General features: G+C 35.9%; 28 protein-coding genes, 2 pseudogenes and 3 other annotated features. Of the genes and pseudogenes, 16 read left to right on the top strand and 14 right to left on the bottom strand.

Going from position 1 to position 25,978, the window contains the following annotated elements; translation table 11 throughout:
* Window positions 1-221: 221 nt before the first annotated feature.
* The 5 genes from MHB48_RS19010 to MHB48_RS18990 all read left to right on the top strand — a co-directional run bounded on the left by MHB48_RS19010 (window position 222) and on the right by MHB48_RS18990 (window position 3,881).
* The gene (locus MHB48_RS19010; RefSeq protein WP_342599412.1) at window positions 222-1,130 is read left to right on the top strand and encodes a DMT family transporter; all 909 of its coding nucleotides are present in this window, start codon (window positions 222-224) and stop codon (window positions 1,128-1,130) included.
* A gap of 48 nt (window positions 1,131-1,178) precedes the next feature.
* On the top strand, window positions 1,179-2,054 hold the full coding sequence (locus tag MHB48_RS19005; protein ID WP_342599411.1) for a DMT family transporter: 876 nt from the start codon (window positions 1,179-1,181) through the stop codon (window positions 2,052-2,054).
* Between the two features lie 192 nt (window positions 2,055-2,246).
* A complete protein-coding gene (locus MHB48_RS19000) occupies window positions 2,247-2,768 on the top strand; it encodes a hypothetical protein (protein WP_342599410.1) in 522 nt (173 codons plus the stop codon).
* A 184-nt stretch (window positions 2,769-2,952) separates the two neighbouring features.
* Entirely contained in the window at window positions 2,953-3,429 is a 477-nt protein-coding gene (locus MHB48_RS18995) for a glutathione peroxidase (protein ID WP_342599409.1), read from the top strand.
* Window positions 3,430-3,530: 101 nt separating this feature from the next.
* A complete protein-coding gene (locus MHB48_RS18990; RefSeq protein ID WP_342599408.1) occupies window positions 3,531-3,881 on the top strand; it encodes a hypothetical protein in 351 nt (116 codons plus the stop codon).
* A gap of 73 nt (window positions 3,882-3,954) precedes the next feature.
* Here MHB48_RS18990 and MHB48_RS18985 read toward each other — a convergent pair whose 3' ends face one another.
* Window positions 3,955-4,359 (bottom strand): VOC family protein, encoded by a 405-nt coding sequence (locus tag MHB48_RS18985; protein WP_342599407.1) that lies wholly within the window; start codon window positions 4,357-4,359, stop codon window positions 3,955-3,957.
* Window positions 4,360-4,565: 206 nt separating this feature from the next.
* On the opposite strand from MHB48_RS18985, the gene MHB48_RS18980 reads away from it, so the two are divergent.
* Entirely contained in the window at window positions 4,566-4,967 is a 402-nt protein-coding gene (locus tag MHB48_RS18980; protein ID WP_342599406.1) for a hypothetical protein, read from the top strand.
* Between the two features lie 112 nt (window positions 4,968-5,079).
* Window positions 5,080-6,468: an MATE family efflux transporter gene (locus MHB48_RS18975; protein ID WP_342601430.1), complete on the top strand. Its 1,389-nt coding sequence runs from the start codon at window positions 5,080-5,082 to the stop codon at window positions 6,466-6,468.
* 85 nt (window positions 6,469-6,553) lie between these two features.
* On the opposite strand, the gene MHB48_RS18970 is transcribed toward MHB48_RS18975, so the two are convergent.
* Window positions 6,554-7,735 (bottom strand): aminotransferase class I/II-fold pyridoxal phosphate-dependent enzyme, encoded by a 1,182-nt coding sequence (locus MHB48_RS18970; protein ID WP_342599405.1) that lies wholly within the window; start codon window positions 7,733-7,735, stop codon window positions 6,554-6,556.
* 275 nt (window positions 7,736-8,010) lie between these two features.
* Between MHB48_RS18970 and MHB48_RS18965 the strand changes: the two are divergent.
* Window positions 8,011-8,097: pseudogene (locus tag MHB48_RS18965) on the top strand (hypothetical protein); the annotation flags it as partial.
* Window positions 8,098-8,155: 58 nt separating this feature from the next.
* On the opposite strand, the gene MHB48_RS18960 reads toward MHB48_RS18965, so the two are convergent.
* From MHB48_RS18960 to MHB48_RS18925, 8 genes are all read right to left on the bottom strand, one after another.
* Window positions 8,156-9,028: a DMT family transporter gene (locus MHB48_RS18960; protein ID WP_342599404.1), complete on the bottom strand. Its 873-nt coding sequence runs from the start codon at window positions 9,026-9,028 to the stop codon at window positions 8,156-8,158.
* Window positions 9,025-9,918 carry a ribokinase gene (gene rbsK / locus MHB48_RS18955; RefSeq protein ID WP_342599403.1) on the bottom strand — a complete coding sequence of 298 codons (894 nt, stop codon included), beginning with the start codon at window positions 9,916-9,918 and terminating at the stop codon, window positions 9,025-9,027. Before rbsK ends, MHB48_RS18960 begins: the two co-directional genes overlap by 4 nt.
* Before the next feature lie 22 nt (window positions 9,919-9,940).
* Window positions 9,941-10,753: an ABC transporter ATP-binding protein gene (locus tag MHB48_RS18950; RefSeq protein ID WP_342599402.1), complete on the bottom strand. Its 813-nt coding sequence runs from the start codon at window positions 10,751-10,753 to the stop codon at window positions 9,941-9,943.
* The gene (locus MHB48_RS18945) at window positions 10,746-11,606 is read right to left on the bottom strand and encodes an ATP-binding cassette domain-containing protein (RefSeq protein ID WP_342599401.1); all 861 of its coding nucleotides are present in this window, start codon (window positions 11,604-11,606) and stop codon (window positions 10,746-10,748) included. The genes MHB48_RS18950 and MHB48_RS18945 overlap by 8 nt, the downstream gene beginning before the upstream one ends.
* Complete coding sequence (locus MHB48_RS18940; RefSeq protein WP_342599400.1) at window positions 11,603-12,346, bottom strand: energy-coupling factor transporter transmembrane component T; 744 nt, start codon at window positions 12,344-12,346, stop codon at window positions 11,603-11,605. The genes MHB48_RS18945 and MHB48_RS18940 overlap by 4 nt, the downstream gene beginning before the upstream one ends.
* A 75-nt stretch (window positions 12,347-12,421) precedes the next feature.
* Window positions 12,422-13,024 (bottom strand): ECF transporter S component, encoded by a 603-nt coding sequence (locus MHB48_RS18935; RefSeq protein ID WP_342599399.1) that lies wholly within the window; start codon window positions 13,022-13,024, stop codon window positions 12,422-12,424.
* A 29-nt stretch (window positions 13,025-13,053) separates the two neighbouring features.
* The gene (locus MHB48_RS18930; protein ID WP_342599398.1) at window positions 13,054-14,001 is read right to left on the bottom strand and encodes a nucleoside hydrolase; all 948 of its coding nucleotides are present in this window, start codon (window positions 13,999-14,001) and stop codon (window positions 13,054-13,056) included.
* A 38-nt stretch (window positions 14,002-14,039) separates the two neighbouring features.
* The gene (locus MHB48_RS18925) at window positions 14,040-15,050 is read right to left on the bottom strand and encodes a LacI family DNA-binding transcriptional regulator (RefSeq protein ID WP_342599397.1); all 1,011 of its coding nucleotides are present in this window, start codon (window positions 15,048-15,050) and stop codon (window positions 14,040-14,042) included.
* An 897-nt stretch (window positions 15,051-15,947) separates the two neighbouring features.
* On the opposite strand from MHB48_RS18925, the gene fabI reads away from it, so the two are divergent.
* Both fabI and MHB48_RS18915 read left to right on the top strand, forming a co-directional pair.
* Complete coding sequence (fabI, locus tag MHB48_RS18920; RefSeq protein WP_342599396.1) at window positions 15,948-16,727, top strand: enoyl-ACP reductase FabI; 780 nt, start codon at window positions 15,948-15,950, stop codon at window positions 16,725-16,727.
* Window positions 16,728-16,750: 23 nt separating this feature from the next.
* Window positions 16,751-16,954 carry a DNA-binding protein gene (locus MHB48_RS18915; RefSeq protein WP_342599395.1) on the top strand — a complete coding sequence of 68 codons (204 nt, stop codon included), beginning with the start codon at window positions 16,751-16,753 and terminating at the stop codon, window positions 16,952-16,954.
* A 106-nt stretch (window positions 16,955-17,060) separates the two neighbouring features.
* Here the strand turns inward: MHB48_RS18915 and MHB48_RS18910 are convergent, their stop codons facing one another.
* Window positions 17,061-17,603 (bottom strand): 2TM domain-containing protein, encoded by a 543-nt coding sequence (locus tag MHB48_RS18910; RefSeq protein WP_342599394.1) that lies wholly within the window; start codon window positions 17,601-17,603, stop codon window positions 17,061-17,063.
* A 237-nt stretch (window positions 17,604-17,840) separates the two neighbouring features.
* Window positions 17,841-18,068, top strand: a binding site (T-box leader).
* A gap of 43 nt (window positions 18,069-18,111) precedes the next feature.
* Window positions 18,112-18,341: a binding site (T-box leader), on the top strand.
* Window positions 18,342-18,384: 43 nt separating this feature from the next.
* Window positions 18,385-18,610, top strand: a binding site (T-box leader).
* Between the two features lie 181 nt (window positions 18,611-18,791).
* Between MHB48_RS18910 and thrS the strand changes: the two genes are divergently transcribed.
* A complete protein-coding gene (gene thrS / locus MHB48_RS18905; protein ID WP_342599393.1) occupies window positions 18,792-19,994 on the top strand; it encodes a threonine--tRNA ligase in 1,203 nt (400 codons plus the stop codon).
* An 86-nt stretch (window positions 19,995-20,080) separates the two neighbouring features.
* Window positions 20,081-20,839: a GNAT family protein gene (locus MHB48_RS18900; protein ID WP_342599392.1), complete on the top strand. Its 759-nt coding sequence runs from the start codon at window positions 20,081-20,083 to the stop codon at window positions 20,837-20,839.
* 28 nt (window positions 20,840-20,867) lie between these two features.
* Here MHB48_RS18900 and MHB48_RS18895 read toward each other — a convergent pair whose 3' ends face one another.
* Window positions 20,868-21,716, bottom strand: a complete 849-nt coding sequence (locus tag MHB48_RS18895) for a DegV family protein (protein ID WP_342599391.1) — start codon at window positions 21,714-21,716, stop codon at window positions 20,868-20,870.
* A 168-nt stretch (window positions 21,717-21,884) separates the two neighbouring features.
* Between MHB48_RS18895 and MHB48_RS18890 the strand changes: the two genes are divergently transcribed.
* Both MHB48_RS18890 and MHB48_RS18885 read left to right on the top strand, forming a co-directional pair.
* Entirely contained in the window at window positions 21,885-22,691 is an 807-nt protein-coding gene (locus MHB48_RS18890; protein WP_342599390.1) for an aminoglycoside adenylyltransferase domain-containing protein, read from the top strand.
* 3 nt (window positions 22,692-22,694) lie between these two features.
* On the top strand, window positions 22,695-23,201 hold the full coding sequence (locus MHB48_RS18885) for a GNAT family N-acetyltransferase (RefSeq protein WP_342599389.1): 507 nt from the start codon (window positions 22,695-22,697) through the stop codon (window positions 23,199-23,201).
* 122 nt (window positions 23,202-23,323) lie between these two features.
* On the opposite strand, the gene MHB48_RS18880 is transcribed toward MHB48_RS18885, so the two are convergent.
* Complete coding sequence (locus MHB48_RS18880) at window positions 23,324-23,797, bottom strand: VanZ family protein (protein ID WP_342599388.1); 474 nt, start codon at window positions 23,795-23,797, stop codon at window positions 23,324-23,326.
* 296 nt (window positions 23,798-24,093) lie between these two features.
* On the opposite strand from MHB48_RS18880, the pseudogene MHB48_RS18875 reads away from it, so the two are divergent.
* Both MHB48_RS18875 and MHB48_RS18870 read left to right on the top strand, forming a co-directional pair.
* A pseudogene (locus MHB48_RS18875) lies at window positions 24,094-24,516 on the top strand (SRPBCC domain-containing protein); the annotation flags it as partial.
* Window positions 24,509-24,913 (top strand): VOC family protein, encoded by a 405-nt coding sequence (locus tag MHB48_RS18870; RefSeq protein ID WP_340924365.1) that lies wholly within the window; start codon window positions 24,509-24,511, stop codon window positions 24,911-24,913. The pseudogene MHB48_RS18875 and the gene MHB48_RS18870, both read left to right, overlap by 8 nt.
* A gap of 170 nt (window positions 24,914-25,083) precedes the next feature.
* Here the strand turns inward: MHB48_RS18870 and MHB48_RS18865 are convergent, their stop codons facing one another.
* Window positions 25,084-25,947 (bottom strand): AraC family transcriptional regulator, encoded by an 864-nt coding sequence (locus MHB48_RS18865; RefSeq protein WP_342599387.1) that lies wholly within the window; start codon window positions 25,945-25,947, stop codon window positions 25,084-25,086.
* Window positions 25,948-25,978: the final 31 nt, after the last annotated feature.

Raw genomic sequence — 25,978 nt, 5'->3', positions numbered from 1 at the left:
TACTTTATTCCGTGTAAAATATATATTTCTTTAGTTTCCTTTAGAGGAAGGACATCATCCAGAACCAATTTACTATTTGAAAATAAAGTAATTGATTTTAAAAAGTCACCTGTTTCTTTTGTTGACTTTTTTCTGTTATCTTTAAATGAATGTTTGTTACAATAGTCTATTGTAGATAGTTATAATATAAATTACGAAAGTAATAAGAATGGGGTAAAAAAGTGAGTCAAGAAAATGCATCAAAGTCCATTGTATTGCCATTAATCATTTCTATTATTGCAATTTCATTTGCTGCAATTTTTGTAAAATGGTCCAATGCACCGGCAACAATCTTAAGTATGTATCGCATGATACTAGCGTGTTTACTATTAGTACCAATCGTTTGGTTTAAAAGAAAAGAGTTTCCAAAGATCTCGAAAAGAGAGTGGTATTTGCTGTTCTTCGCGGGAATGTTTTTAGCTTTACATTTTGCACTTTGGTTTGGTTCATTAAAGTTAACCACAGTAGCTAGTTCGACTATTATCCTTGCTTTACAGCCTATTATTGCTCTAATAGGAGGCGTTTTTTTATTTAAGGAACGAACAACTACTTCAGCCTTGTTGACGATGGGTATTGCTGTCATTGGAGCGGTGATGGTTGGTTGGGGTGATTTCGGGTTAAGTAAGAATGCTATTATCGGAGATATTTTGTCCTTTTTAAGTGTGATTGCCGTTGTTGGATATTTACTCATTGGTCAAAGTGCAGTGAAAAAAGTATCCCACTGGATCTATAGTTTTTGTGTGTTTGGCTTTGCAGCAATTGCATTAATTATCTATAACGTAGTAACAGGAGTTACACTTGGGGGATATGAAGCAAAAGAATGGGGTATTTTTATTTTGCTTGCTGTCGTTCCGACCATCTCCCATCTGATCAATAACTGGCTATTAAAATATGTAAATGCAACGACAATTTCCATGAGTATTTTAGGAGAACCAGTAGGTGCAACGATTTTAGCAGCTATTATTTTGGGAGAACGTCTGGTTACTTCGCAAATTATTGGAGGTTTTATTGTACTGCTTGGTGTATTTTTCTTTTTGATGCAGCAAATGAAAGGCTATAACAAAGTTACACAGAAAACTAAAAACCCTTAGAGGACTATTGTCTAAAGGATTTTAGTATAGGGGGAAGGTTGAGTTAGCATGAATGGAGCAGCAATGCTGAAGATGACATTGTCGATGGCAATTTTCGGTTCTATCGGCTTTTTTACTGGGAAGACGGGTATTCCAGCAGCAGAATTAGTATTTGTTCGATGTATTTGTGCCACACTTTTTTTAGGTTTATGCTGGGTACTCACTGGGCAGCACAAAGTAGAAGCTTGGAAGAAGCGGGAAGTCATTCAAACGATGATTTGTGGTGTCTTCTTAGTGTTAAACTGGGTGTTTTTATTTAAAGCATTTGAGGAGATGTCTATTACGGTTGCCATCTCTATTTATAATCTAGCGCCTATTTTTGTTTTAATATTAGGAAGTTTGTTCTTAAAAGAAAAGATGACAATAGCATCTCTTTTAGCAATTCTTGTGTGCTTTCTTGGAAGTATATTTATTATAGGAATTCAAAACTTCACTTCATTAGCTGACTTGATGAGTTCTGGATTTGTATGGGCTTTACTGTCTGCATTATGTTACGCAATGACGATGCTACTTGGAAAAGGTATAAATGGGCTAAGTGCGTATGCAATGACGTTTGTTCAGACGACAATTGGTATCCTCGTGCTATTTCCATTTATGAACTTTGATGTATTTCAAGGCTTAAACACATCCAATTGGCTCTATATATTAGGGACAGGCTTAATACATACAGGATTTGTTTATTATTTGTTTTTCGATAGTTTAAGAAAGTTATCGACGATTGTCATTTCGGCATTAGTATTTGTCGATCCTGTGGTTGCGATTTTACTCGACACAATTATTTTAGATTTTCGTCCTTCTATTTTACAATCAGTCGGCATTCTGCTTATTTTCGGAGGGATTATTTATACATTAATCAAACCAAAGGAGCAACAACTGACCAATTAATACTATTGAAAGCAAAAGACTTGAGCGATATTCTGAACTCAAGTCTTTTGCATATATTAGTTATGTAGATTTTTTTACGTATTAGATTTAAACTGTATGTGTAAAAATGGATAGTATTCATGTGACAGCGAGAATCGTGCTATTATTACACTTAGTAAGTGCTTAGCGCCAATGCTTAAAGGAGAAATAAATATGCATACCTACACATATAAACAACCAATAGCTATAGACATAACTCCCATGACCTCAGTCTTTAATGAAGAGGGTATTGTTACTTATAAATTCCAAAGATATTATTCCAATGGATTAAAAAAATTCGCGGATAAGTTATGGGACTACCGCTACTTTCTTCATTACAATGTATATGACACAAACGATCAACTGGTGTTCATGTGTAAGAAAGTTTCACGAAAAGGTAGAGTTTATTATGAAGCAGTTGACTACTTGCACGAACGAAAATATATGATTGCATATGATAAGTGGAAAGAATTAATTCCAGATCTCATGATTACAGATGGTAATAAGACCATTATGATAGACAAAGAAATGGATGATTGGTCTCGCTTTATGCATAACGACCAAGAAATTGCTCGGTGGAAAGCGGAAGTTGGAGAAGAGTTCTCGCTACAGTTAGAAATTAAGGAAGATTCCCCTATTACAAATGCAGCATTTTTTATTGCGATTAGCCAATGTGCGTTATTTATTGGAGCTTAAAAGGGGAAAAAAGGTAAACTCTTCACTTGCAAAGAATATGGAACCTCGATTAGAGTTAGGGGAAATAGAAAAAGCCATAGATAAATTTACGAGTTGCAATATTTATGATATGAATGCGCAACCACTCATGTCTCATATAAAAAATCTAAATACCTTTTTGTCAAAAATAGAGGAGTGAATGAAAATGAGTATTTATGAGATTAAAGTAAAAAAATCCAATGGTGAAGAATATGAGTTAAGTGAGTATAAAGGAAAACCTATGTTAATAGTTAACACGGCAACGAAATGTGGATTCAGCAATCAATTCGATGGTTTAGAAAAGTTATATGCGAAGTATAAAGAAGATGGGCTAGTTGTACTAGGTTTCCCTTCCAACCAATTTCATCAAGAAGTAAGCAATGCAGAAGAAGCTGCACAAGCATGTCGTATGAGCTATGGTGTAACGTTCCCAATGCACGATATGGTGAAATTGAATGGCAAGGATGCTCATCCATTATTTAATTATTTGACTAGCAATAGTAAAGGTTTTTTATCGGATAGTATTAAATGGAATTTCACTAAATTCTTAGTAGATAAAAACGGCAATATTGTAGAAAGATACGCTCCAAAAGATCATCCTGAAACCTGTGAAAAAGATATTCAGCAAGTACTAAGCGAATAGATGAAATGACCTGAATGGAAAGTCGATTCAGGTCATTTTAATGTTTAGAAGTATGAAAGAAAGGAAATAAGGATGAAAAAAGGGAAATGGGGATTAAGTAAATGGGCAATTTAACGAGAACAGAAGAAGCGCTACTGGCTTATTATATTTGTAACTTTTTGGAGGATAAAGAAGAATCATTCGGGGAATTAGGAGAAGTATTAAAAAAGGGATTAGGCGAAGAAGTGAATCAAATTAATGAAAAGCTTAATAATGCTGGATTAGTTAGTAACATCAATTATCAAATAACAAATGAGGGGATAATGTATATCGATAATATTTTACACATTCAGTCGTATGCGACTGAAAGAGATAAATTAGATTATGTAAAAAATAGTCTATTAATTAATGAAATGCATATTTCTGTGGAGGAACTGAAAGAATACATCCATAAACATGTGGGAATCGAATAGCCCTACTACACAATACATGTTTAAACACGTTTGATTGCACATAAGTAGTCAAACGTGTTTTTTATAGGAGACATTATTGTCCGATATGTTCAATATTACATGCACTTAGATAATTTCCATCGAGATCTTTAAATCCAAAACCACCAATACCTTCTTCGTTGATATTAAGGGGTCCAATTTCTACCTTGTTTTTCTTCAGCCAATGATAGAAATCCTTTAAAGTTGGAGTATAGAAATCAATTACACTATGCATTGCATTTGAATTAGTATTGGTAAAAGAAAGAGGATGAATTTCTTCTGTTTCAACTAAATATATAGTAGGGACACCTTTTTGATGAAATGAAAGCATAGCTGTTTTTTCCATTTTAGATTCAATATGGACACCTAGTACCTTTATATAAAAATCAATCGAGCTATCCAAATTACTCACCGGTATTTCTACGGTTGCGATACGAGAAATAAAATGGGACATCTGCATTTCCAACCTCCTTTGTTGTAATGAGTACTCTATTCGACAATTCCCTAATTTAATCCTGCTAGTAAATATAATTTAACAAACGGTAGCATATTAATAGCGTTAAAGTCCGACATTTTTCTACTAGTAAAATAATTAGACTGACCAATTTTGTATCATTATAATTGAGCTGTAATAATGAGTAAATAAAATGCGAATAGGAGAATTATATGGGAGAAAGAAAATTATTAGCTGCGTTTTTAACTTCTTTGCTTTCTTTTTTTCTATGGCCGATCATTTTAATGGAACCATATAATGCTTATTTTGAAGTTGGCTTAGGGGTAAGTATAGTAGCGGTTCCTATAATTTTCACGTATGGTATTTTCTCTTCCATTTGGGCCGAGCGCATAGCTAATAAACGGGAAAAAGGGATTGAACTTGTTAAGTTTCTTTTGAATATTGTTTTCGGAATTGGCTTTACTGGACTATTATTTATTCTTATTTATCCTTTTTGGGGTATCGACTTTTTTATCTATGGAAAAACATTGTTGATAGGTGGGTTATTTTGTTCCATGCTCTATTATCTATTTGATCTGTTCATTAGAATGATGTTTATTAAAAAGGAGTTATAAAATGATTTCTTATTTTCAGAAGAAAAGTTAATGAAGGAACTTGTGCTATAGTTTGATAGCTATATCTATGGTAAGATACTTCTTATTGTAAAAATGCATACGTAAAGAAGGTATAGATGTGACAATTGGTAAGAAAACGTTAGGGGAGAAGTTGAGTTTATTTCACTTAACTTGGCCCATTTTTTTAGAAGTATTTTTGTTTATGTTAATGGGTATTGCGGATACGTTTATGCTAAGTAGCCTATCAGATGATGCGGTGTCTGGGGTTGGAGCGGCAAATCAATACATACATATAGCTATATTAATATTAGAAGTAGTAGGAAACGGGGCTGCTATCGTAGTATCACAGTATTTAGGTTCCAAGCGATACATAGAGGCCTCGAAAATTTCTGGATTAGCGGTGACGTTGAATTTAGGAGTCGGAATTGTTCTAAGTATTGGGTTCCTATTATTTTCTAAGGGCATGATGACAGCAATGAACCTGCAAGGAGATGTACTACTCCATGCACAGCAGTACTTGTCTATTGTAGGAGGAGCGATTTTCCTACAAGCAGTCATCAATGCTCTAGCGGCGATTATTCGGGTGCATGGTTATACAAAACAGACGATGTTTGTTTCATTAGGGATGAATATTATTCACGTCATCGGGAACTATGTATTAATATTTGGGAAGTTTGGATTCCCGGAACTAGGTGTACAAGGAGCGGCTATTTCATCAGTAGTTAGTCGTTTTATCGCTTTACTTGTATTCTTTTGGCTGCTCTATCAAGTGATGGAATATCGAGTGAAAGTTCATTATTACTTTACAATCTCCAAAGAGTATATTCGTAAGATATTGCAGATCGGTCTTCCATCCGCATTCGAGCAAATTTTGTATCAAGGCTGTCAGATTGTGTTTTTGTATTATGCTACTTATTTAGGTGCAGAGTCATTAGCGGCTAGACAATACGCGGTGAATATATCGATGTTCACGTATTTATTTGCGATTGCAATTGGGATGGGAACAGCTATTATTGTCGGTAGATATGTAGGGGCAAATGAAAAAGACGAAGCGTATAAATCCGTGTGGTCGAGCGTCAGATGGGCGCTATTATTCACGCTGGTTATGGTAACAATCGTAACGTTATTCCGAATCCCGTTAATGAGTTTGTTTACGGATAATGAGCAAATTATTAAAATTGGTGCATCTGTTCTAGTTCTAAGCCTTTTACTTGAAACTGGCCGTACGATGAACATTGTCATTATTAATTCCTTGCGAGCTGCAGGAGATGCAAGCTTTCCAGTAGCCATTGGGGCTTTATCAATGGTGATGATGAGCTTGCCGCTAGGTTACTTTTTAGTATTTGTATTAGATTTGGGTCTGCCGGGGATTTGGCTAGCCATTGCAGCGGATGAATGGACTCGTGCAATTATTATGTACTTCAGATGGAAAAGTAGACGATGGGAAAAGTTTGCTCTTGTACATCCTCAAGAAAAAGAAACAAGTTCAAGTGAAAGTTAGACATTTTTTAACAATAAAAACGTTTCTAAGGAGTCTTGTCACTTAGAAACGTTTTTGGTTTGGGATTATTTTTGTGAAAACCTACTTAGAAAGCAGTAGGGACTTCTATTTTTAATTTCTTCAATTGTTCCACAGCTTTTTTAAGGATCTCCACATCTTGCACAAGGGCAACTCGAACGAAGCCAGAACCTGCAGAACCGAATACGGTACCTGGTACCATGACAACTCCTGTTTGATCAATTGCTTTAAAGGCAAATTCTTTATCATCCATGTCGTACGGATATTTTGCCCATACAAACATTCCACCTTTTGAAGGAGTTACGGTCCAACCGATATCTTCCAAACCTTGCGATAATACTCTGTGTCGCTCTGCGAAAATTTTTCGTAAACGATCTGTAATTTCTTCCGCATTATGCAATGCAGTAATTCCTGCTTCTTGGATGGGTTCGAAAATACCGAAGTCCAAATTCGATTTAAGCTGTTTCATTATATGAATCATTTCCGCATTTCCAACGATATACGCAACACGCGTACCAGCTAGACTAAAGCTTTTGGATAATGAATTGATTTCCATTCCTACTTCCATAGCTCCTGGTGTCGTTAAGAAGCTGCTCGGAGAATCGCCAGAAAAGTAGAATTCTGAATAAGCGGCATCGTGAAGAATAATGACATTGTATTTATTGGCAAATGCAACAGCCTTTTCAAAAAAAGCTGCGTCAGGCATTGCCGGAACAGGGTTTCCAGGTAAGTTCAATATCATTAGCTTTGCTTGATAAGCTACTTCTTCTGGAATTGCATCTAAATCAGGTAAAAAATTATTTTCTTCTAATAGATTCATATAATATGGAACTGCACCAGCCAGCTTAATACCTGCATCGTATGCAACATAGCCAGGGTTGGTTGTTAATACATAATCTCCTTCATTACAAAAAGCAATTGGAAGATGGACAAGCCCTTCTTGAGAACCCATTGTTTGTACAATCTCGGTTTGTGGGTCAAGGATAACATTCGAACGTCGTTTATAATAATCAGCCACTGCTTCATAAAAACGTTGAGTACCATTAAGTGTATAACCGTATGAAGTCGCTGAATAACTTTGTTCTGATAATACTTTTCTTACTTTTTCATCGGGTGGCAGGTCAGGGCTGCCTAAGCTTAAATCATATAGTTCAAAGCCTGCTGCTTTTTTTGTCGCGGCGGCTGCTTTTAAATCACCGAAAATAGCAGGTTCAAATATGGACATTTTTCTAGATGGTTCGATATTCAATTAAAAGCACTCCTCGCGTATGTAAATAATTTTATCATTCATTTTATCACAAGTTACATCAATATTGTGAAAAATTCAAAATGGAATATATTAATATTTTCTTATTAAATCGTTTTTATAATTTACTAATAAGTAAACTCCTTTACTGTACGATTTATCTATCAAAATTTTTTTCTGAAAATAATTTTAATGATACTTTTAATTACAAATTTACTTAGAAGGTCGTTTTTGGACCATCCAAACTACCTAAGTTAGGTAAAGCAGTTGGACAAACATTAAAAGAATTCAAAAACTCCACAAAAGATATAGTGGAAGAAGTTACAAGCGAAGATAAAGAAGACGGCGATAAAAAGAAAAATTAATATAAAAAATCCAGCTATCTATTGGGGATAGCTGGATTTTTTATATTAACGATTAATACTATTTTTTAATAGCAGGTAAATTCATTAGAATTAAACTAATGATCATCAATGGTAGCCCTATTGCAATCCCCAAATGAAATGGTTCTTGTAAAAAGAAAATGCCTAACGCTATTGTAATGAAAGGAACAATAAACGTAACCATTAATGCAAGGAGAGGGCCTCCACTAGAAACGATATGATAAAAAATAACATTTCCTAATCCTGAACTTAGGCACCCTAAAATGAGAAGGGGTATAATAGTATCCCATGTTCCTAAGTGAGCATAAGCTTGTGGCTCCATAAAAATGCTTATTACTCCATTAATCACGGCCGAGATTAGTAGTGTCAAAAAACCTAATAATACAGCTGGTATATTTGTATAATATTTTTTTATCCAAATGGAATTTAGAGCATATGACATCGTAACTGCAAACATGAGTAGTGCATGAAATATAGAGAATTGAATACCCGCAGCTTTGCCAGAGAAAATCATCAAGACTGTTACAGCTACAAATCCAATTAGTAAACTTGTAGTCTGATTCCAAGAAGGTTTTGTTTTCAAAATAAAAATAGAAAATATTAAGGCAAACAATGGGGTAGTGGCATTTAATATTCCACTTAAACTTGTATCAAGACCTTGTAAAGAAAAGGCCATAATGTTCCATGGAATTGCAGCCCCTAAAGCCAAAACAAGGAGGAAAAATGGTCGTATTTTGACTTTCAAACGATTTTTTTTCAACAAAACAAAAGGTAACAGAGCAACTAATCCAAACAAACATCGGAAAAATACAATGGTAGGGGGCTCAAAATAACTTAAAAGTTCTTTCGTCCATAAGAATGCAGAACCCCACAGTAAGCTAAGGAAGAGTAAATAAATGATGGATTTCATCATTTATTTACACGAAAAGAAGAGGGAATAGTAGGTTGTGCTCCCATTTTAGTGACAACGTATTCAGCCACTTTAGATGCATACAAAATGCTATTACGCAAAGAAAGACCGTTACATAAACCTACTGCTAAAGCTCCATTAAATGCATCGCCTGCTCCAGTCGTATCTTTTACTTCTACTTGATTTGCTTGTACATGTCCTCGTTCATTGTGATTCAAATAGTAGGAACCTTTTTCACCTAATGTAACTACTACTGCTCCTACTCCTTTTTGAAGTAGTAGGGAACACGCTTGAAACAGATCTTCTTCGGTTTTTGTTTTTACTCCAGTTAGTACTTCTAATTCTGTTTCATTTGGTGTTAATATCGATACTTTACTCAATAATGAATCACTTATTTGTTGCGCAGGTGCTGGATTTAAAATAATATGTACATTTTTTTTCGCAGCAATATTGGCAGCAGCCTCGACTGCTGGTATTGGGATTTCTAATTGTAAAAGAAGGACATCACTTGTTTCTATCCTTTCTTTATTTGCTTCAATTTGTTCTTGAGTGACAAGAAAATTCGCACCTGGAAAAAGAACTATGGAGTTTTCACCTGAATCTGCCAATTGGATAATTGCTTGACCTGTCATACCGACTTCTTGTACTGCCGAAATTTTGACTCCTTTTTCTTGCAAATTTCGCTTTATTTTTTCGCCGTAATCATCTTTACCAACATTTCCTATGAAGAAAACATCCGCTCCTAATTGGCCTGCAGTTACAGCTTGATTTGCGCCTTTACCGCCAAAAAACAATTCATGTTTTGTACTGTGCAACGTTTCCCCTGCTTTTACAATATGCGGAACCAGGTATACAAGGTCCATATTTGTGCTTCCTACTACTGTGATGTTCATGAATAGTTCCGCTCCTTTCCTTTCATTGACCACGCTGTGATAAAATAGCTTTTATTAATTGACCTTTTGATAAAATCCCACTGGGGAAATCAAGTAGTTTAGCCATTTGAGCAACGGCTGGAGGTTTTAACATACTTTTTTCTAAAACCTCTGTATTATAAAAGATTTTTTGCGCGTTGTCGTCTGCTACTAATTGTCGGTTTGCCATAACAACAATACGTGTAAAATAATCCGTAACGAACTCCATATCATGGGTAATCGTGATAACAGATTTCTTTTTCTCTTCGAGTACTTGAAGTAAGTTACCTAGTATCTGCAAACCGATTTTATCTTGTCCAGCAGTAGGTTCGTCTAATATGATAATATCAGAATCCATTGCTAATACCGATGCTATCGTAACGAACTTTCTTACAGAGTATGGTAAATTATAAGGGTTTTCATCTGCAAATTCAGATATCCCACATAAATCCATTGCCCAATTGGTCAGCTCATCTACACGTTCCGGTTCAAAACTCATATTTTTGGGTCCGAAACGAACCTCCGACTCTACATCATTATGGAATATTTGATCATCCGGATTTTGGAATACATAGCCTACTTTTCTTGAAACTTGTGCTGTCGTGAAGTCTTTTGTATTCCAGTCTCCAACTAACACAATACCTTCCGTAGGTTTCAGTAAACCATTCATTAACTTTACCGCAGTTGTTTTTCCAGCTCCATTTTGTCCTACAATTGCAACACGCTCTCCCGTAGCAATGGAAAGAGTCAAGTTATCAAGTGCTTTCGTTCCATCTGGATATGAAAAGCTTACATTATTCAAGTGAAGTTCAGTCATGTATAGCAACTCCAGTCCTATTTAATGCTTTAGCTAGTTCTTCATCTCGAATTGGGATGAAACTAAGAGGTGTACCCAATTTTTGTAATTGAAGTGCAATTTCCGTAACATGAGGATATTGAATTTGATACTTTTCAAACTCAGGATCAGCAAATACTTCACGTACAGGACCTTGCATAACTAGCTCGCCCTCATGCATAACAAGTAAATCATCTGCATATTCAGCGATTAAATCCATTTTATGTTCCACTAAAATGATTGTTTTTCCACGTTCCTTCATTAGCCGGATGATATCAAATATTTGTTCCGTACCAATTGGATCTAGTTGAGAAGTCGGTTCATCAATAACTAAAATTTCTGGGTCCATTACAATTATGGATGCGAGGGCTACCCTTTGTCTTTGTCCACCTGAAAGTTCGAAAGGGTTTTTATCACGTAAATGTTCAATTTTGACAAGTTTTAATACTTCTTCTACCCGGATTTTAATTTCTTCTACTGGGACACCAAGGTTTTCTAAACCATATGCTACTTCCTCGAATACATTATCCTTTACCCCTGACACTTGAATAAATGGATTTTGGAATACATAACCTACTTTTTCACCGAGTTGCCCTAGTTGATAATCGGCCATTTTAGTTTGATCTATAATAACTTCTCCATCTAAATCACCTTTGTAAAAGTGCGGAACAAATCCGCGTATTGTATTGCATAATGTTGTTTTTCCTGAACCATTATTACCGATAATTGCAGTAAATTTGCCTTTTTCTATAGAAAAAGAAATATTTTTTAATACGAAGTCATCACTAACTGGATAGCGATAAGAGACATTTTTTAAATCAATCATAATTGTCATAAGAAAAACCTCCATACCAATAGACCTGCGAGAATTACAACATATACTATCGGTAAAATGCGGTCAGCAGAATTTTTAGTTAACTGGTGCAAGCTTGTTTTTTTAACTGGTGCTGAAAATGCTCGAGATTCAAGAGTAATCGCACGTTCTTCTGTACTTGCAATAGAGGAAAGGATAAGAGGGGTTAATGTTGGAATAAAAGCTTTTGCTCTGACAAATAATGAGCCCTCTGTTTCTACACCTCTTGTTTTTTGTGCTTCCATAATTGTATTAGCTTGACGACGCATTTCCGGAATAATTTGTAGAGTAGATAACACAACATAAGCTCCCATCGGAGGTAGCCCTTTATCTTCCAATGATTTAACAAAATCACGGACTTCCGTCATTCGGAAAAATAGTATAAACACTGCTCCAATTGCTAAAATACGAGATGTTAACAATAAGCCGTAATCCAAACCTTCCTGTGTAATGGAGAAAATTCCTGCTTTCCATAACACATCATCGCCAGGGTAAAAGAACATCTGCATAATGAAGACAATAACTAAGACACTAAGCAGTGCTTTCAATACGATACTAAGAAATTCTTTCGTCACACCTGCTAAAATTGCAATCAATACCAAAATAGGGAAAACAGCGAAGGAAAATATATAGCCAGGTATAATGAGGACTGCGACTAAAATAAATAGAGAGAAATAGAATTTTGTCAATGGATGAAGTTGCAGTAAAAAGTTCTGTTTCAATTAAATACTCCCCCTTTAAAAAAAGCCTTCTCGTTCAGTTGTATGACTTAACGAGGTGAACGAGAAGAGCTAAAATCATTTCTTGTTATTTCGTTTCATGTACAAATAGCCGTAATTCATCTTAGACAAATAGCGATCTGACATCTTTTGGACAATAAAGTAAACAATTAATACAGAAACAACTTTATCCGCTATTTCAGTAATAAAAGTGGAAGAGAATACAGCTGACCATAATTGTTGGCCAGAAGCTAAGAATGTTGCGGTAATAAGTGATGATGTATTTCCTGTAGCTCCACCGAATACAAGAACTGTAATTGGTGCAGAGACAATAACCGCTATAAAAGTGATAATAATACCGGAAACAATGGTTTTAGGTATTTTTTTGAAGAAGCCGTATTTAGATAGTAAACCTGCTCCAACACCGATTGCCATAGATGTTAATGCATATGGTAAATATACAGGATTAAAAATAGCATTTATTAAATTCGTTATAAGTCCAGCTAGTAATGCAACCCAAGGGCCAGCAATTACACCAACTAGAATGGTTCCGATTGTATCTAAGAAAATTGGTAAGCGGAGTACATTCGCTAACTGGAAACCTACTAAATTAACCGCTACCGCGATAGGGATAAGTAACATTGCCATCATATTAAAATCATCTTTAAAACTACGTTTCATACATTTCTCCCCTTTGTTTTTTCGCCGATTTAATGGCTCATTATTTTTACGGCATTCAGAAATTGCTCAACAAACTTTTCTCTCTGAACCGTATGTAATACTTTCACATTGTGCGGAAGCCCAGTTCGTTGTTCATAATCTACAACAGTTGTCCCAGCAGTTAGTCTTCCTTCTAATTCAATTGCAACGTAACAGTCATCGCCTTCAAACAATTCAGGTGTCAAAACATAAGAGACTGCACATAAATCATGTAATCGAATACGATTTTCAAAATCAGGGCTGTGGAAAGCTGTTTGCTTTGCTGCATGTACATAAAAACGGAGCATCTTAACAACTTTTTGTGCAAAATCACTACCAATTGCCTCAATTTTATTTAACTCTTCTCGTGTGACATATGCTTTATGAGTGACATCAAGTCCGCTCATTACAATTGGGATGCCTGAACGAAATACAACGTCTGCAGCGTGTGGGTCAACATAAACGTTAAATTCAGTTGTTGGAGTCATGTTCCCCCCGACAGCGGCTCCACCCATATAAGAAATATATTTTATCTTCGATTTAACCTCTGGATGTGCTAATAGAAGAGCACCTATGTTTGTCAGTGGACCTGTCGCAATAAGTATCATTTGTTCGTAACTCGATATGAGTGTTTCTTTCATTGCTTCAATTGCTGTTCGCTTGCTTAATTGAATTGTTGGTTCAGGAAACTGGACATCCCCAAGTCCATTTTCCCCATGCACTTCATCTGCAATTTCGAGTCTACGAAAAAATGGATTATCCAATCCTCTAGCAATCTCTATGTTTTTCTTCATATAACTAGTAAAAGCAAGTGCGTTGTAAATAGTTTTTGCTTGTGTTTGGTTTCCTGGTTCTGTTGTGATTAATTTGATATCCAATTCCGGATGGGCAAAAGCAAGTGTTAATGCCATCACATCATCAATACCTGGATCACAATCAATAATTACTGGTATTGTCATTAATCTACACCCCATTATTTTATGAAATTGTCTAGCTCTTAATCTCTTCTAATTTGTTCTGTGCTTTCTCGAACGATCAAAGTAGGTTCAAAGACTACTTCTTCAGAAGATTTATTTTCTATCTTATTAATAAGTAGCTCTATTGCTTTTCTTCCCATTTCGTATGTACCTTGCCTAATAGTAGTTAGTTTTGGGATTAAAGCAGTTACTAATGGAATATCATCAAATCCAATAATAGATAGTTGTTCCGGTATTTGAATTCCTATTTCATGAGCAGCTCGGTAAATACCACATGCCATTAGATCATTACAAGCAAATATTGCAGTTACATTGTTATTTTGTAGAAAATCTTTTGCCACTCGGTATGCTGTATCCATTTGAAAATCACCATCTAAAATGAATGACTCAGGCAGTTTTACAGAAGTTTCCATTAAAGCTTGTTGAAATCCCAAAAGTCGTTGTTGTGAATTTCGAATATCTTGTGGACCGGTCATACATGCAATTTTGGTATGTCCTAAATCAGTCAAGTGTTTCCCGGCAAGATAACCACCTTTTTCATTATCTAAGAAAACACCTGGATAATTATTTCCTTGTTCTCCTCGGTCAAATAAGACATAAGGAATTTTGCCACTTTCCAATTGATTTTTACTAGTTTTAGATAAACGATCTTTACTGGATAGTAAAATTCCGTCTACTTGTTGTTCTTTTAACAACCGTAAATAGTTTTCTTCCTTTTGGGTCTGATCATCTGAATTACAAATGATGAGACTGTATTGTCTTTTATTTGCTTCATCCTCTGCACCCCTACATAGCTCTGGGAAAAAAGGGTTGGATATATTCGGGACGATTAATCCAAGCATATTGGATCGTTTAGTTACTAAACCACGTGCTAGTTTGTTTGGTTGATAATTCAACTCTTCCATTACTCTTAGAACTTTCTCACGAGTTTCTTGTGACATGCCTTCTTCTTTTTTATTTAACACCCGTGAAACGGTTGTTATTGAAACACCTGCCTCTCTGGCAATATCTTTGATAGTTAACTTTCCCATACATTATCACCTGTTTCTATCGTTAGGAAAACGTTTTACGAAAACGTTTTCTCTAATTAATATTCAGATTATTGTAAACGATTTCATTTGTCAATTGAATTTTTAAAATTTTTTATTCAATACCAATCTTTTTCCGTTAAGCTGTTGTAGGAGCCAACTAGGTAATTGATGTTGTGAAGCTGGTATCTACCACTTTGGAAGATAGTTTAAATAAATTTTGAAATGGTCTCGACTTTGGTGGATTTGGTCTGTAATTTAATTGGAGTGAATTGAATTGGTTCGTTGAGCCATAAAAGCAGTCTTACGTTCGAGATCATGAAACTCGAAGCAAGACTGCTTTCTTAAGTTGTTTTATTTATTCTCTTCTTCGTTTAAATCGACTGATTCCAAGAGTGAGTAGCATTAATAATATGATACTACTGCTGATGTAATAATCATCGATTTCGAATACCCTGAAGACTGAGTACTGATCGTTTCTATTCCACCAAACCCTAGACCATCCTGATTGCCGATCTGACCAGATAATTACACTATCGCCGTAAACGTCTTTTTCGAATTCATCTATTGTATAAAAAGCAGTTGGATCCTTCTCTACATACGGATGAATTAACTTGTAAACTTCATCGGCCATTACAGTGAAACTTTCTTCTGCTAAAAATGAATTTGCAACTTTCTGCTAATCGTTTCTCATCTTCAACAATTAACAGCTTCATTTTATCCACCTCTCATCCTCTGCATCTACCCTATTAATTGACATAATAATACATCATTCACTTAAAAAATCATAACAAAAATACGAGGGAGGTTAGTACAAAAAGAAGTAAATATGTTATGATAAAATTAGTAACTGGTACTAATAATAGGTACGGTATATTCGAATAATAATTGGAGGTTCATATGAAAGATTTAATTAAACTAAAAGATAAAAATATTGTAGTAATGGGAGTTGCGAATGAGCGTAGTCTTGCTTGGGGAGTTGCGAAGTCTCTATTTGAAGTAGGAGCAAATGTAATTTTCACTTATCGAAAAGAACGTTCGTTAGGGAAGATTGAAAAGTTATTAGTAGATAATAATTATGAAGCAAAATTAGTAGTAGAGTGTGATGTAAACAGCGATGATAGTATTAAAGCTTCATTCGAAACGATTGGCAAAGAAGTAGGCGTGATTCACGGAGTTGTCCATTCAGTTGCTTTTGCAAATGCGGAAGATTTAAAGAACGACTTCATTCAAACTACTAGAGATGGTTATGCATTTGCACAAGATACAAGTGCCTATTCACTTATTGCTGCATCTCGTGAAGCAGCACCTTTCATGACAGAAGGCGGCTCTATCGTTACGATGACGTATTTAGGAGCAGAGCGTGTGTTAGAAGGATATAACGTAATGGGTATTGCCAAAGCATCCTTAGAGGCTTCTGTTAAATACTTAGCGTTAGATTTAGGGAAAAATAATGTTCGAGTAAATGCCATTTCAGCTGGCGCTGTTCGAACACTTGCTGCAAAAGGAATTTCTTCATTCAATACAATTCTGCACAAAATTGAAGAAACAGCCCCACTGAAACGAAATGTTACACAAGAAGAAGTAGGGGACATGACAGTTGCATTGCTAAGTAATCTATCCAGAGGCGTAACGGGAGAAATAGTTTACGTAGATTCTGGGTATAATATTATGGGATAATCTCCAAAAGAGGAGATAGTGCAATGACAAATCAAAGCGAATTTCAAAAAATACTTGCGAAACCAGGTCAACGAGCACTTGCGGGAGTAGGTATTGAGAACTTCGAACAATTAGCAAAATTTACGCAAGCTGAGATTATGGAGCTTCATGGTATTGGGAAAAATGGTATGAATCGACTTCAAATTGCCCTTGCAGAAAAAGGGTTGTCTTTCGCTTCTACAAAATAAAGAAAACCGGATGAAGAGGGTGAATCTTCATCCGGTTTTCTTTTATTAGCACATCCTATTCCGGAACGCTCAGTGCTTTATCCATGTTTTTAGTTATAGAGGATTATTATTTAGTTTTAACAGGTCGAGGCCATATAAAATAAGAGATAGTAATAACAAAGTCTATACCAAGAATTATTCCCCAAACTCTAAGTGTATTCCATAACACTTCCGAACGAGAAGAGTCATCGATAAAGAAGATTAATGCGAGAAGAAGGACCCCCCCAATGATAAAGGCAAGGAGATGTTGCATAAATCCTTTCTTTGTATGACGAGCATGTTCCATTCCTGTTTTACGAACTGGTTTGGATCCTTGTTTTTGGACATAATACAGAAATTTTTCATCCGCCCATTGAATCATACTTTTCCCAAAGGCAATGGATACACCCAGATAAACGGCTGCTATTGCATGCGCTAGAGTAGCAATTGCTCCATTATATAAATCGATTGCTGTAATAGCGAGTAAAACTAAATCAATAACTGGTGTAAGGGCAAGAAAGAAAATTCCTAGTTTTTCCCGTTTAAAAATATATCTAGAAATAAGACCAAGCAATATAACGACCCAAAATCCAACTTCACAAGCAATAATCGTCCAAGCAATAAAATTCAATACAGCACCTCTTTATGTGTAGAAGATTTATTACTATAAGTATAATCTATTAGAAAATGGAATGTCTCTCATAAAAGTAAGAATAATGAAATAAAAACGATAGTTTGGAAGCGATGCAGTTGTATTGAGAAAGACAATCGTATTTGTTTGGAAAGATCGGGCTGTTCACGTTACCCGCAAAAAAGAGTTGACTATTCGTAAGCTATTGAATATAATAGAAAAAATATTTATAAAGCATTGAAAGCGAAGAAAAGGACACGATTCATTATTTATTTCTTATCAGAGAACAGGGTGAATGGCTGAGAGCCCTGAAGAAAAAAGAATGATTTACCACCTTGGAGCTATTATGGGGAAAGCGAAACTGTGATTAACCATAATCGGGAGAACCGTTATCTTTTTATGAGAGCAGTACGATTTTTTGTATTGCAAAATTAGGGTGGAACCACGACCACACTCGTCCCTTTACCGGGATAGGTGTGGTCTTTTTGTATTTAAAAATAAATAAAGTAAGTAAGCGAAGAACAGGACATGAATTATCTAATATTTTCTTATCAGAGAACAGGGTGAAATGCTGAGAGCCCTGAAGAGAAATAGATGATTTACCACCTGGGAGCTATTATGGGGAAAGCAAAACTGTGATTATCCATAATCGGGAGAACCCGTTATCTTTTTATGAGAGCAGCACGATTTTTTGTGTTGCAAAATTAGGGTGGAACCACGACCACACTCGTCCCTTTACTGGGATGGGTGTGGTCTTTTTGTATTTAAAAATAAATAAAGTAAATAAGCGAAGAACAGGACATGAATTATCTAATATTTTCTTATCAGAGAACAGGGTGAAATGCTGAGAGCCCTGAAGAAAAAAAGATGATTTACCACCTTGGAGCTATTATGGGGAAAGCAAAACTGTGATTATCCATAATCGGGAAAACCGTTATCTTTTATGAGCGCAATGCATTTTTGTGTTGCAAAATTAGGGTGGAACCACGACCACACTCGTCCCTTTACCGGGATGGGTGTGGTCTTTTTTAATTTCATTCAGCGAGGAAGGCAAGACCCGCTGAATGAAATTGATGCCTCCGGCGGATGCCACAGATTTTTTAGTGGAATTTATCGAGCAAGCTCGATAAAAATCTAGGCACAAATACGCCAAGGCGAATTTGATTTTCAAAAATAGGAGGAATTAAAATGTCAGCAAAAGCAGAAGAAAGAGTAAGTCATCAAAAGTTGGGTCAACAATTAGAGTTATTTATGTCGATGGAGGAAGCACCGGGAATGCCATTTTATTTGCCAAAGGGTATGGTGTTACGAAACGAGCTTGAAAATCTATGGAGAATAAAGCATCAAAGAGCAGGATACCAAGAAATTAAAACTCCAATCATGATGAAGCAAGAGCTTTGGGAGAAGTCAGGACACTGGGATCATTACCATGAAAATATGTATTTCTCCAATGTGGATGAACAAAAATATGCGATTAAACCAATGAATTGCCCAGGTGCAGTACTCATTTTCAACAGTAAAAGAAGAAGTTATAGAGAGTTGCCTGTTCGTTATGCAGAGCTTGGCTTAGTTCACCGTCATGAGTTATCTGGATCGTTAAATGGCCTTTTAAGAGTTCGTGCATTTACACAGGATGATGCGCATCTTTTCGTGAGGGAAGATCAAATCGAAAGTGAAATAGATAAAGTGCTCGATTTAGTAGATGAATTTTATTCAGAATTTGGTTTTAGTTACAAAATAGAGCTTTCCACTCGACCAGCAGATTTCATGGGTTCGGTCGAAGTCTGGGATCTAGCAGAGCAAGCGCTTGAATCAGTATTAAAGAAAAAACAGCTAGATTATCAAGTAAATGAAGGAGACGGGGCATTCTACGGACCGAAAATCGATTTTCATATTTTAGATTCACTTGGACGCAGCTGGCAATGTGGCACAGTGCAACTAGATTTCCAAATGCCTGAAAAGTTTAACTGTCAATATATTGATGAGGACAATCAATTGAAAAAACCAATAATGATTCACCGAGCGATTTATGGATCTATCGAACGTTTCATAGCTATTCTGTTAGAGCATTTCCAAGGGAGTTTCCCTCTTTGGTTAGCGCCTGTTCAACTGAAAATTTTACCAATCGCAGATGCGCATGTTTCGTATGCAGAAGAAGTAAAACGCAAGCTGGAACAAGATGGATATCGAGTAGAAATCGATAATCGAGTGGAGAAAATCGGCTTGAAAATTCGAGAAGGCTCACTCCAAAAGCATCCGTATATGCTGATTGTGGGAGATCAAGAAATGGAAAAGGATGTGGTCTCTGTGAGAAAACATAAAGGAGGTAGTATTGGGGAAATGAACATGAGTGAATTAATTGAGCATTTAAAAGTTGAAAAAAGGGTTTAATCAAATAAAGGATCGCCCTCTAATTTATGATTTTGAAAAGGATTTTTCACCATCCTTAACGAATCAAACTAATGGGGGGGGATTTTGTGAGAAAGTGGTTCCTTTTATTTATAGGGGTTGCTGTGATAGCAGGAAATAGTTGGGCGATATATGACATGTATCAACCGAGAGTGGGACCAATTGGGAATGGAAAAGTTGCTACTCATGTGTGGGTGTCCATCATAATAAATATAGTGATAGGAGTTTTTGCAATTGCTCAATCTATCGTACTATTTGTATATGAAAAGAAGAATGCTACCTTACTAAAAAAATTTCCACACTTAGAAACAGAGCGTTTTCTACTGCGCCGCATAGAAGTAAGCGATGCGAATGAAGTGTTTCAATATTTTTCACATGACGAAGTAACAAAGTATTATGATTTGGATACATTTAAGGATATTAGTGAAGCGACTCGATTAATTGAAAACTGGCAAAAACGCTTTGCTGAACAGGAAGGTATTCGATGGGGAATTGCGACAAAAAGTGATAATAAAATAATCGGCAGCTGTGGTTTTCACAACTGGGAAAAAGAGCATTCTAAAGCAGAAATAGGGTTTGAAGTGACACCTGAATATTGGCAGAAAGGGGTCATGTCGGAAGTATTAAAGGTTGTACTACCATATGGATTTGAAATGATGGGGCTGTATCGAATTGAAGCTTTTTATGACCCTCAAAACACAGCCTCTAAAATGACGCTCGAAAAAGCTGGATTTATATATGAAGGTAATTTGAGGGAATCATCCTTTGAGAAAGGCCGTTACTGTGATGCAGCAGTCTGCTCTATATTAAAAGAAGAGTACGTTTAAACCTGTACTCTTCTTAATAAATATTTGGCTAGTATCTCACCCAGCTTAGGCCAGTTGTACCCTCACCAGCGTGTACCCCTACGCAAGCGCTAAGTGGGATGACTAGAACTTTTAGCTTTGGAAATTCTTGCAATAGCTCATCTCTCCAGCTTTCAGCGTCTTTTGTGTTATTGCAATTAATGACTGCGACCTCTGGAATATCAGCCTTTTTCATGTCGTCGCGAAGTAAATCAGTCACATATTTCTTTGCTTTTTTATCAGCACGGACCTTTTCTTTCATAACTACTTTTCCGTTATCAAAAGAGATAACGACTTTGATGTTTAATAAGTTACTTAAGAATGCTTTCGTACCCGATACGCGACCACTTTTATGCAATTGGTTTAGGCTTGATGGAATGAAGGATAACTCAGAGTTCTCTGTCATTTTATTTATATGCTCAACCACATCTTCTACGTTATGACCCTTTTCGATAAGTTCTTTTCCTACTTCAATCATTTTGACCATCGGGAACGAGCCGATTTTCGAATCAATGGAATAGACTTTGAAATTAGCCATTTGAGAAGCGGTTTGCGAACTATGATATGTACCAGATAAATCGCTAGATACATGGATGGCTACCGCACAATCATAGCCATTTGCTTTTAGGTCTTCGTAAAGCACGACCATCTCTCCTATAGTAGGCTGAGAGGTTTTTGGATGATCTTTTGCAACTCGTAATTTGTCATAAAACTCATCGTGTGTCATATCAACAGTTTCTCTGAAAGCGCCTTCAGCAAACACGATATTTAATGGTAAAACATGTATGTTATGTTTCTGAATAAAAGACTCATCTAATAAGGCAGCGGTATCAGTAATCCAAGCAATTTTCTTATTCATAGTTAAAAAATCTCCTTCATTTGTTTTAACGTAAATAGGTCATCTATAAGCGCTAATGTACACTACCCATTACATAAGCAATAGTGTTAGTTGTCATGTTTAGTCGATGTTTCGAATACTGTGACATAATTTGAACATATCTAGTGGAAGATGAAAATTAGTTAGGAGTTGAGTAATCTGAAAAACTCATTACCGGTTAGTGTTAATCGTTTTATGCAAACGTATTTACAAGCATTAAATGTAAACTTATCTGATAGATTAATAGAAGGTGTTTATATTTACGGGTCCATTGCTTTAGGGGCTTTTAACGAAGAGAAAAGTGATATCGATTTTATTGTTTTACTGAAGAGGCCTGTTAATGATCAAGAATTGGAGATCATGAAGGGGATTCATTCCCAAATGTGTAAATCTAATTATGGGTGTCGAATGGATGGGGTATATGTTCAAGTTGACTCTTTAGGGAAAACCAATGAGGAGCTTTCACCGTATCCATATTGTGCAGAAGGAAATCTAAGTATAGGGCATTGGGATGTTAATCATATTACTTGGTGGGTATTAAAACAGCGTGGAATTACTTTGCAAGGGACACCGATTGGTGAATTGGATATCCCTACTAAATGGGAAGACGTCTTGAAAACGTTGAACTATAATATCAATCGTTATTGGTTCAATCATACAAAAGATGTAAGTAACTTTTTATCCGATGAGATGATCGAATTCACAACTACTACAATTTGTAGAATCATTTGCTCACTTGAACAACAACAGATTTTGTCGAAAGACGGAGCAGTAGTAGAATGCTTAAAAATGCTACCGGAAAGATGGCACCCCTTGTTAAAAGAAGGGAATCGAATCCGAACGGAAATAAGTTCAAAGTCCTTCTATGAGAGCGATGTAAGGAGAGCAGAAGAATGTCGAGATTTTGTTTTATATGCACATCAGGTATGTAATGAAAACTATTTTATGGAGGAGTAAGATATGAAAATAAAATTATTAACTCCGCACGATGCTAGTGCTTATTGGGAATTAAGATTAGAGGCTTTACAGCAAAGTCCAGAAGCATTTGGTACAAGCTACGAGGAAGCAGTTCAAAGAAACAATCCAATTGAACGAGTTGCAAATAATCTTCAAACGGAAGGAAACTATACAATTGGAGCATTTGATCAAGACAAACTAGTTGGGATGGTTACACTGTCACAAGAGAGTAGCTTAAAAATGAAACATCGAGCAAACATTCTAGCGATGTACGTGAGTCCTCAAGTTCGGGGTAAAGGCGTTGGGAAAGCTGTCCTTAAAGAAGCAATTCATCAAGCTAAAAGGCTAGAAGGTATGGAGAAACTTAATTTGTCCGTAGTATCTAGCAATGAAGCAGCAAAGAATCTTTATACACAGTTAGGATTTAAAGTTTTTGGCGTAGAAGAAAAAGCTTTAAAAGTGGCAGATACATACTACGATGAAGACCATATGGTATTGTTTTTGAATTAGGTGTACTTACTTAACTAGGGTTAACGATAAATATGCCATTTATCATTCACCTATTCGTTCACTATTCAATAAATTCTCACGTAATAAAGATGTTTCATTAGTTTAGAAAATCCACTAAAGGTTTATCCCTTAGCGGATTTTCTTTGTTTTATCCATTGTATACATGTCAGTAGCAAAAGTGCTGTTATCGCCCCAGCTGTATCGAGCATAACATCTTGAGCAGTCGCTGTTCGACCACTTGTTAACGATTGGTGGAACTCATCAGCAATGGCAAATAGCATTGTAATGATAGTTGCAGTCAGTACCCTAAATTTGAATTTTGGTAATGCGGCGTAAATAGCAAGTGCAATTAGTCCAAAATAAAAAAAGTGAGTACCCTTTCGAATTAAAAATTCAACAAACCGATAGTAGCCACGTTCTTCAATAGAAACTAAAATGCCCCAGTAAGGAATTTGAAATATGGAAAGGAAAGATTCTAGCGGTTTATTTGGTAAGGCTTTTTCCAATGTTGCTACAAGTGACTGCTGTTCTGATGTTTGTCCGGATGAAATGAATACAATGATCAGTAAAAATAGAAGAGGAATGATTTTTTTCATATAAAAACAGTAGCATAAAAGGAGAAAATTTAAAAAGGTTAACGTAAAAAAACGTATAAACGAGAATTTTTTAATTTTGCACATGTGGATAAGTTGTATGGCCATAATGAAGATTGTATCTTTCTAGCTAGAGCGATGTTTTTTCATGTCCAATATAGAGGGGTTATTTAGATAGTTATGGTAAAATGAGATAAAAAATGGGAGGTGCACGAATGGGAATTGAATATGAATTAATATTGACTCGAGAGTTTAAAGCACCGCGTGATGTTGTGTATAAGATGTAGACAGAAGCTGAGCATTTAGAGAAATGGTGGAGTCCTAAAGGATTTGGAATGGAGGTTCATCAGTTTGAGTTCCAACCAGATGGAATCTTTCATTACAGTCAAACCTCCCCAGATGGACAAAAAATGTGGGGTAAATTCGTGTATGAAGAAATGAAGGAGCCCGAAAAATTGAATTTCCGAAATACTTTTTCGGATGAGGAAGGTCGTACGATTCGTGCTCCATTTAGCTCTACTTGGCCATTAGAAATTCGTAATACATTAATCTTTGAAGATAATGGGAACCATACAATTGTGAAAGCTGTTGGAGTTCCAGTGAACGCATCAGTGGAAGAACTAGAAGCTTTTAAAGCGATGCATGAGAACATGAAACAAGGTTTCGGTGGCACTTTTGATCAATTAGACAATTATTTAGCGGAAAGAAAAAGAGGTGAGTAATATGACTAAAATTACCCCATTTTTAATGTTCGAAGGAAAAGCTGAAGAAGCAATCAATTTCTACACATCAATTTTCAAGGATTCAGAAATAATTCGTCTTGCTCGTTATGGTGCAGGCGAACCTGGAAAAGAAGGAGAAGTTTCACTAGCAACATTTTCGATTAATGGACAAGAATTTATATGCACAGATAGTTTCGTCCAGCATGCATTCACGTTTACCCCATCGATATCTTTATTTGTGGATTGTGATTCGGAAGAAGAACTTGATGACGCCTATGCAAAGCTTTCGGAAGGTGGACAACTATTAATGCCTTTAGACAAATATCCTTTCAGTAAAAAATTCGGTTGGGTACAAGATAAGTTCGGAGTTTCCTGGCAATTAAATCTAGCCAATTAATCGACAATCGGATAATAACTAGTCATAATCGGATAATAAAACAATAGAATCGGATAATAACTGGTCATCATCGGATAATAAAGCAATACTATCGGATAATACCCGAATAAAATCGGATTATAAATACAAAACAACCGAGGAGTAATTTAATTACTCGTCGGTTGTCCATTCTATTTAATCGGAATCCAAATTTCCGAATAATAATCCGGATTAGACGGATTTTCGTTAGAATACACTTCTAATTCTGGTGTTCCTGCATGCTCGTAGGAGTTCGACGGGAACCATTCAGAGAAAATTTGTTTCCATGTGTCTTGCATTGCATGAGGCATCGGACCATGTACTTCGAATACTACCCATTTCGATGCAGGTATTTCCATTGCTAATAAATTTTCTGGTACGTCACCTACATGATTTGCCCCAATCCAATAATCAATCAGGCTGTTCTCTTTATAATCCTCGTCTGCAACGCAAACTCCTAGCACACCTTTAATTTCGCCATTGTTTAGTTGGCATAATAAATCATCTGTACCATCTGTGTTCACTTCATCCCAGAATACAGGGATACCTTGTGTATTTTCCCCATTTTTGCAATTGTACGTTCTTTTCACACCAACAACTTGAAAACTTTCTTTCTCCATAATTTTGTACTTCATCGGTTCTGCTCCTTTCAAGGTTACCTGGATTATCAGGCGGTTGTATGATTTTAATTTGCCAAGATTCTTTCTTGCTTCACTAGGCGTTATGTTGTGTTGCTTACGAAACGCTTTTGTGAAAGCTTCGGGAGTGTCGTAGCCATATTTGTAGGCGAGTTCAATAATTTTGTTATCTGAATTCATTAGTTCTTGCGCTGCTAATGTTAAACGTCTTCGCCGGATATAGTCTGCAATAGAAATATCAGTTAAAATGGCAAACGTTCGTTGGAAATGAAATACCGAGGAATTTGCTTCTTTCGCAATTCGTTCTATCGTCAAATCATCTAGTAAATGCTCTTCGATATAGTTAATTGCTTGCTGAATTGACTCAACCCAACCCATTGCCCTCACTCCTTGAATTTATTATAAGCAA

Source organism: Psychrobacillus sp. FSL H8-0483 (assembly GCF_038637725.1).
Taxonomy (GTDB): Bacteria; Bacillota; Bacilli; order Bacillales_A; family Planococcaceae; genus Psychrobacillus.
The sequence above is the reverse complement of the archived record's forward strand: the minus strand, read 5'-3'. Positions and strand labels throughout refer to the sequence as shown.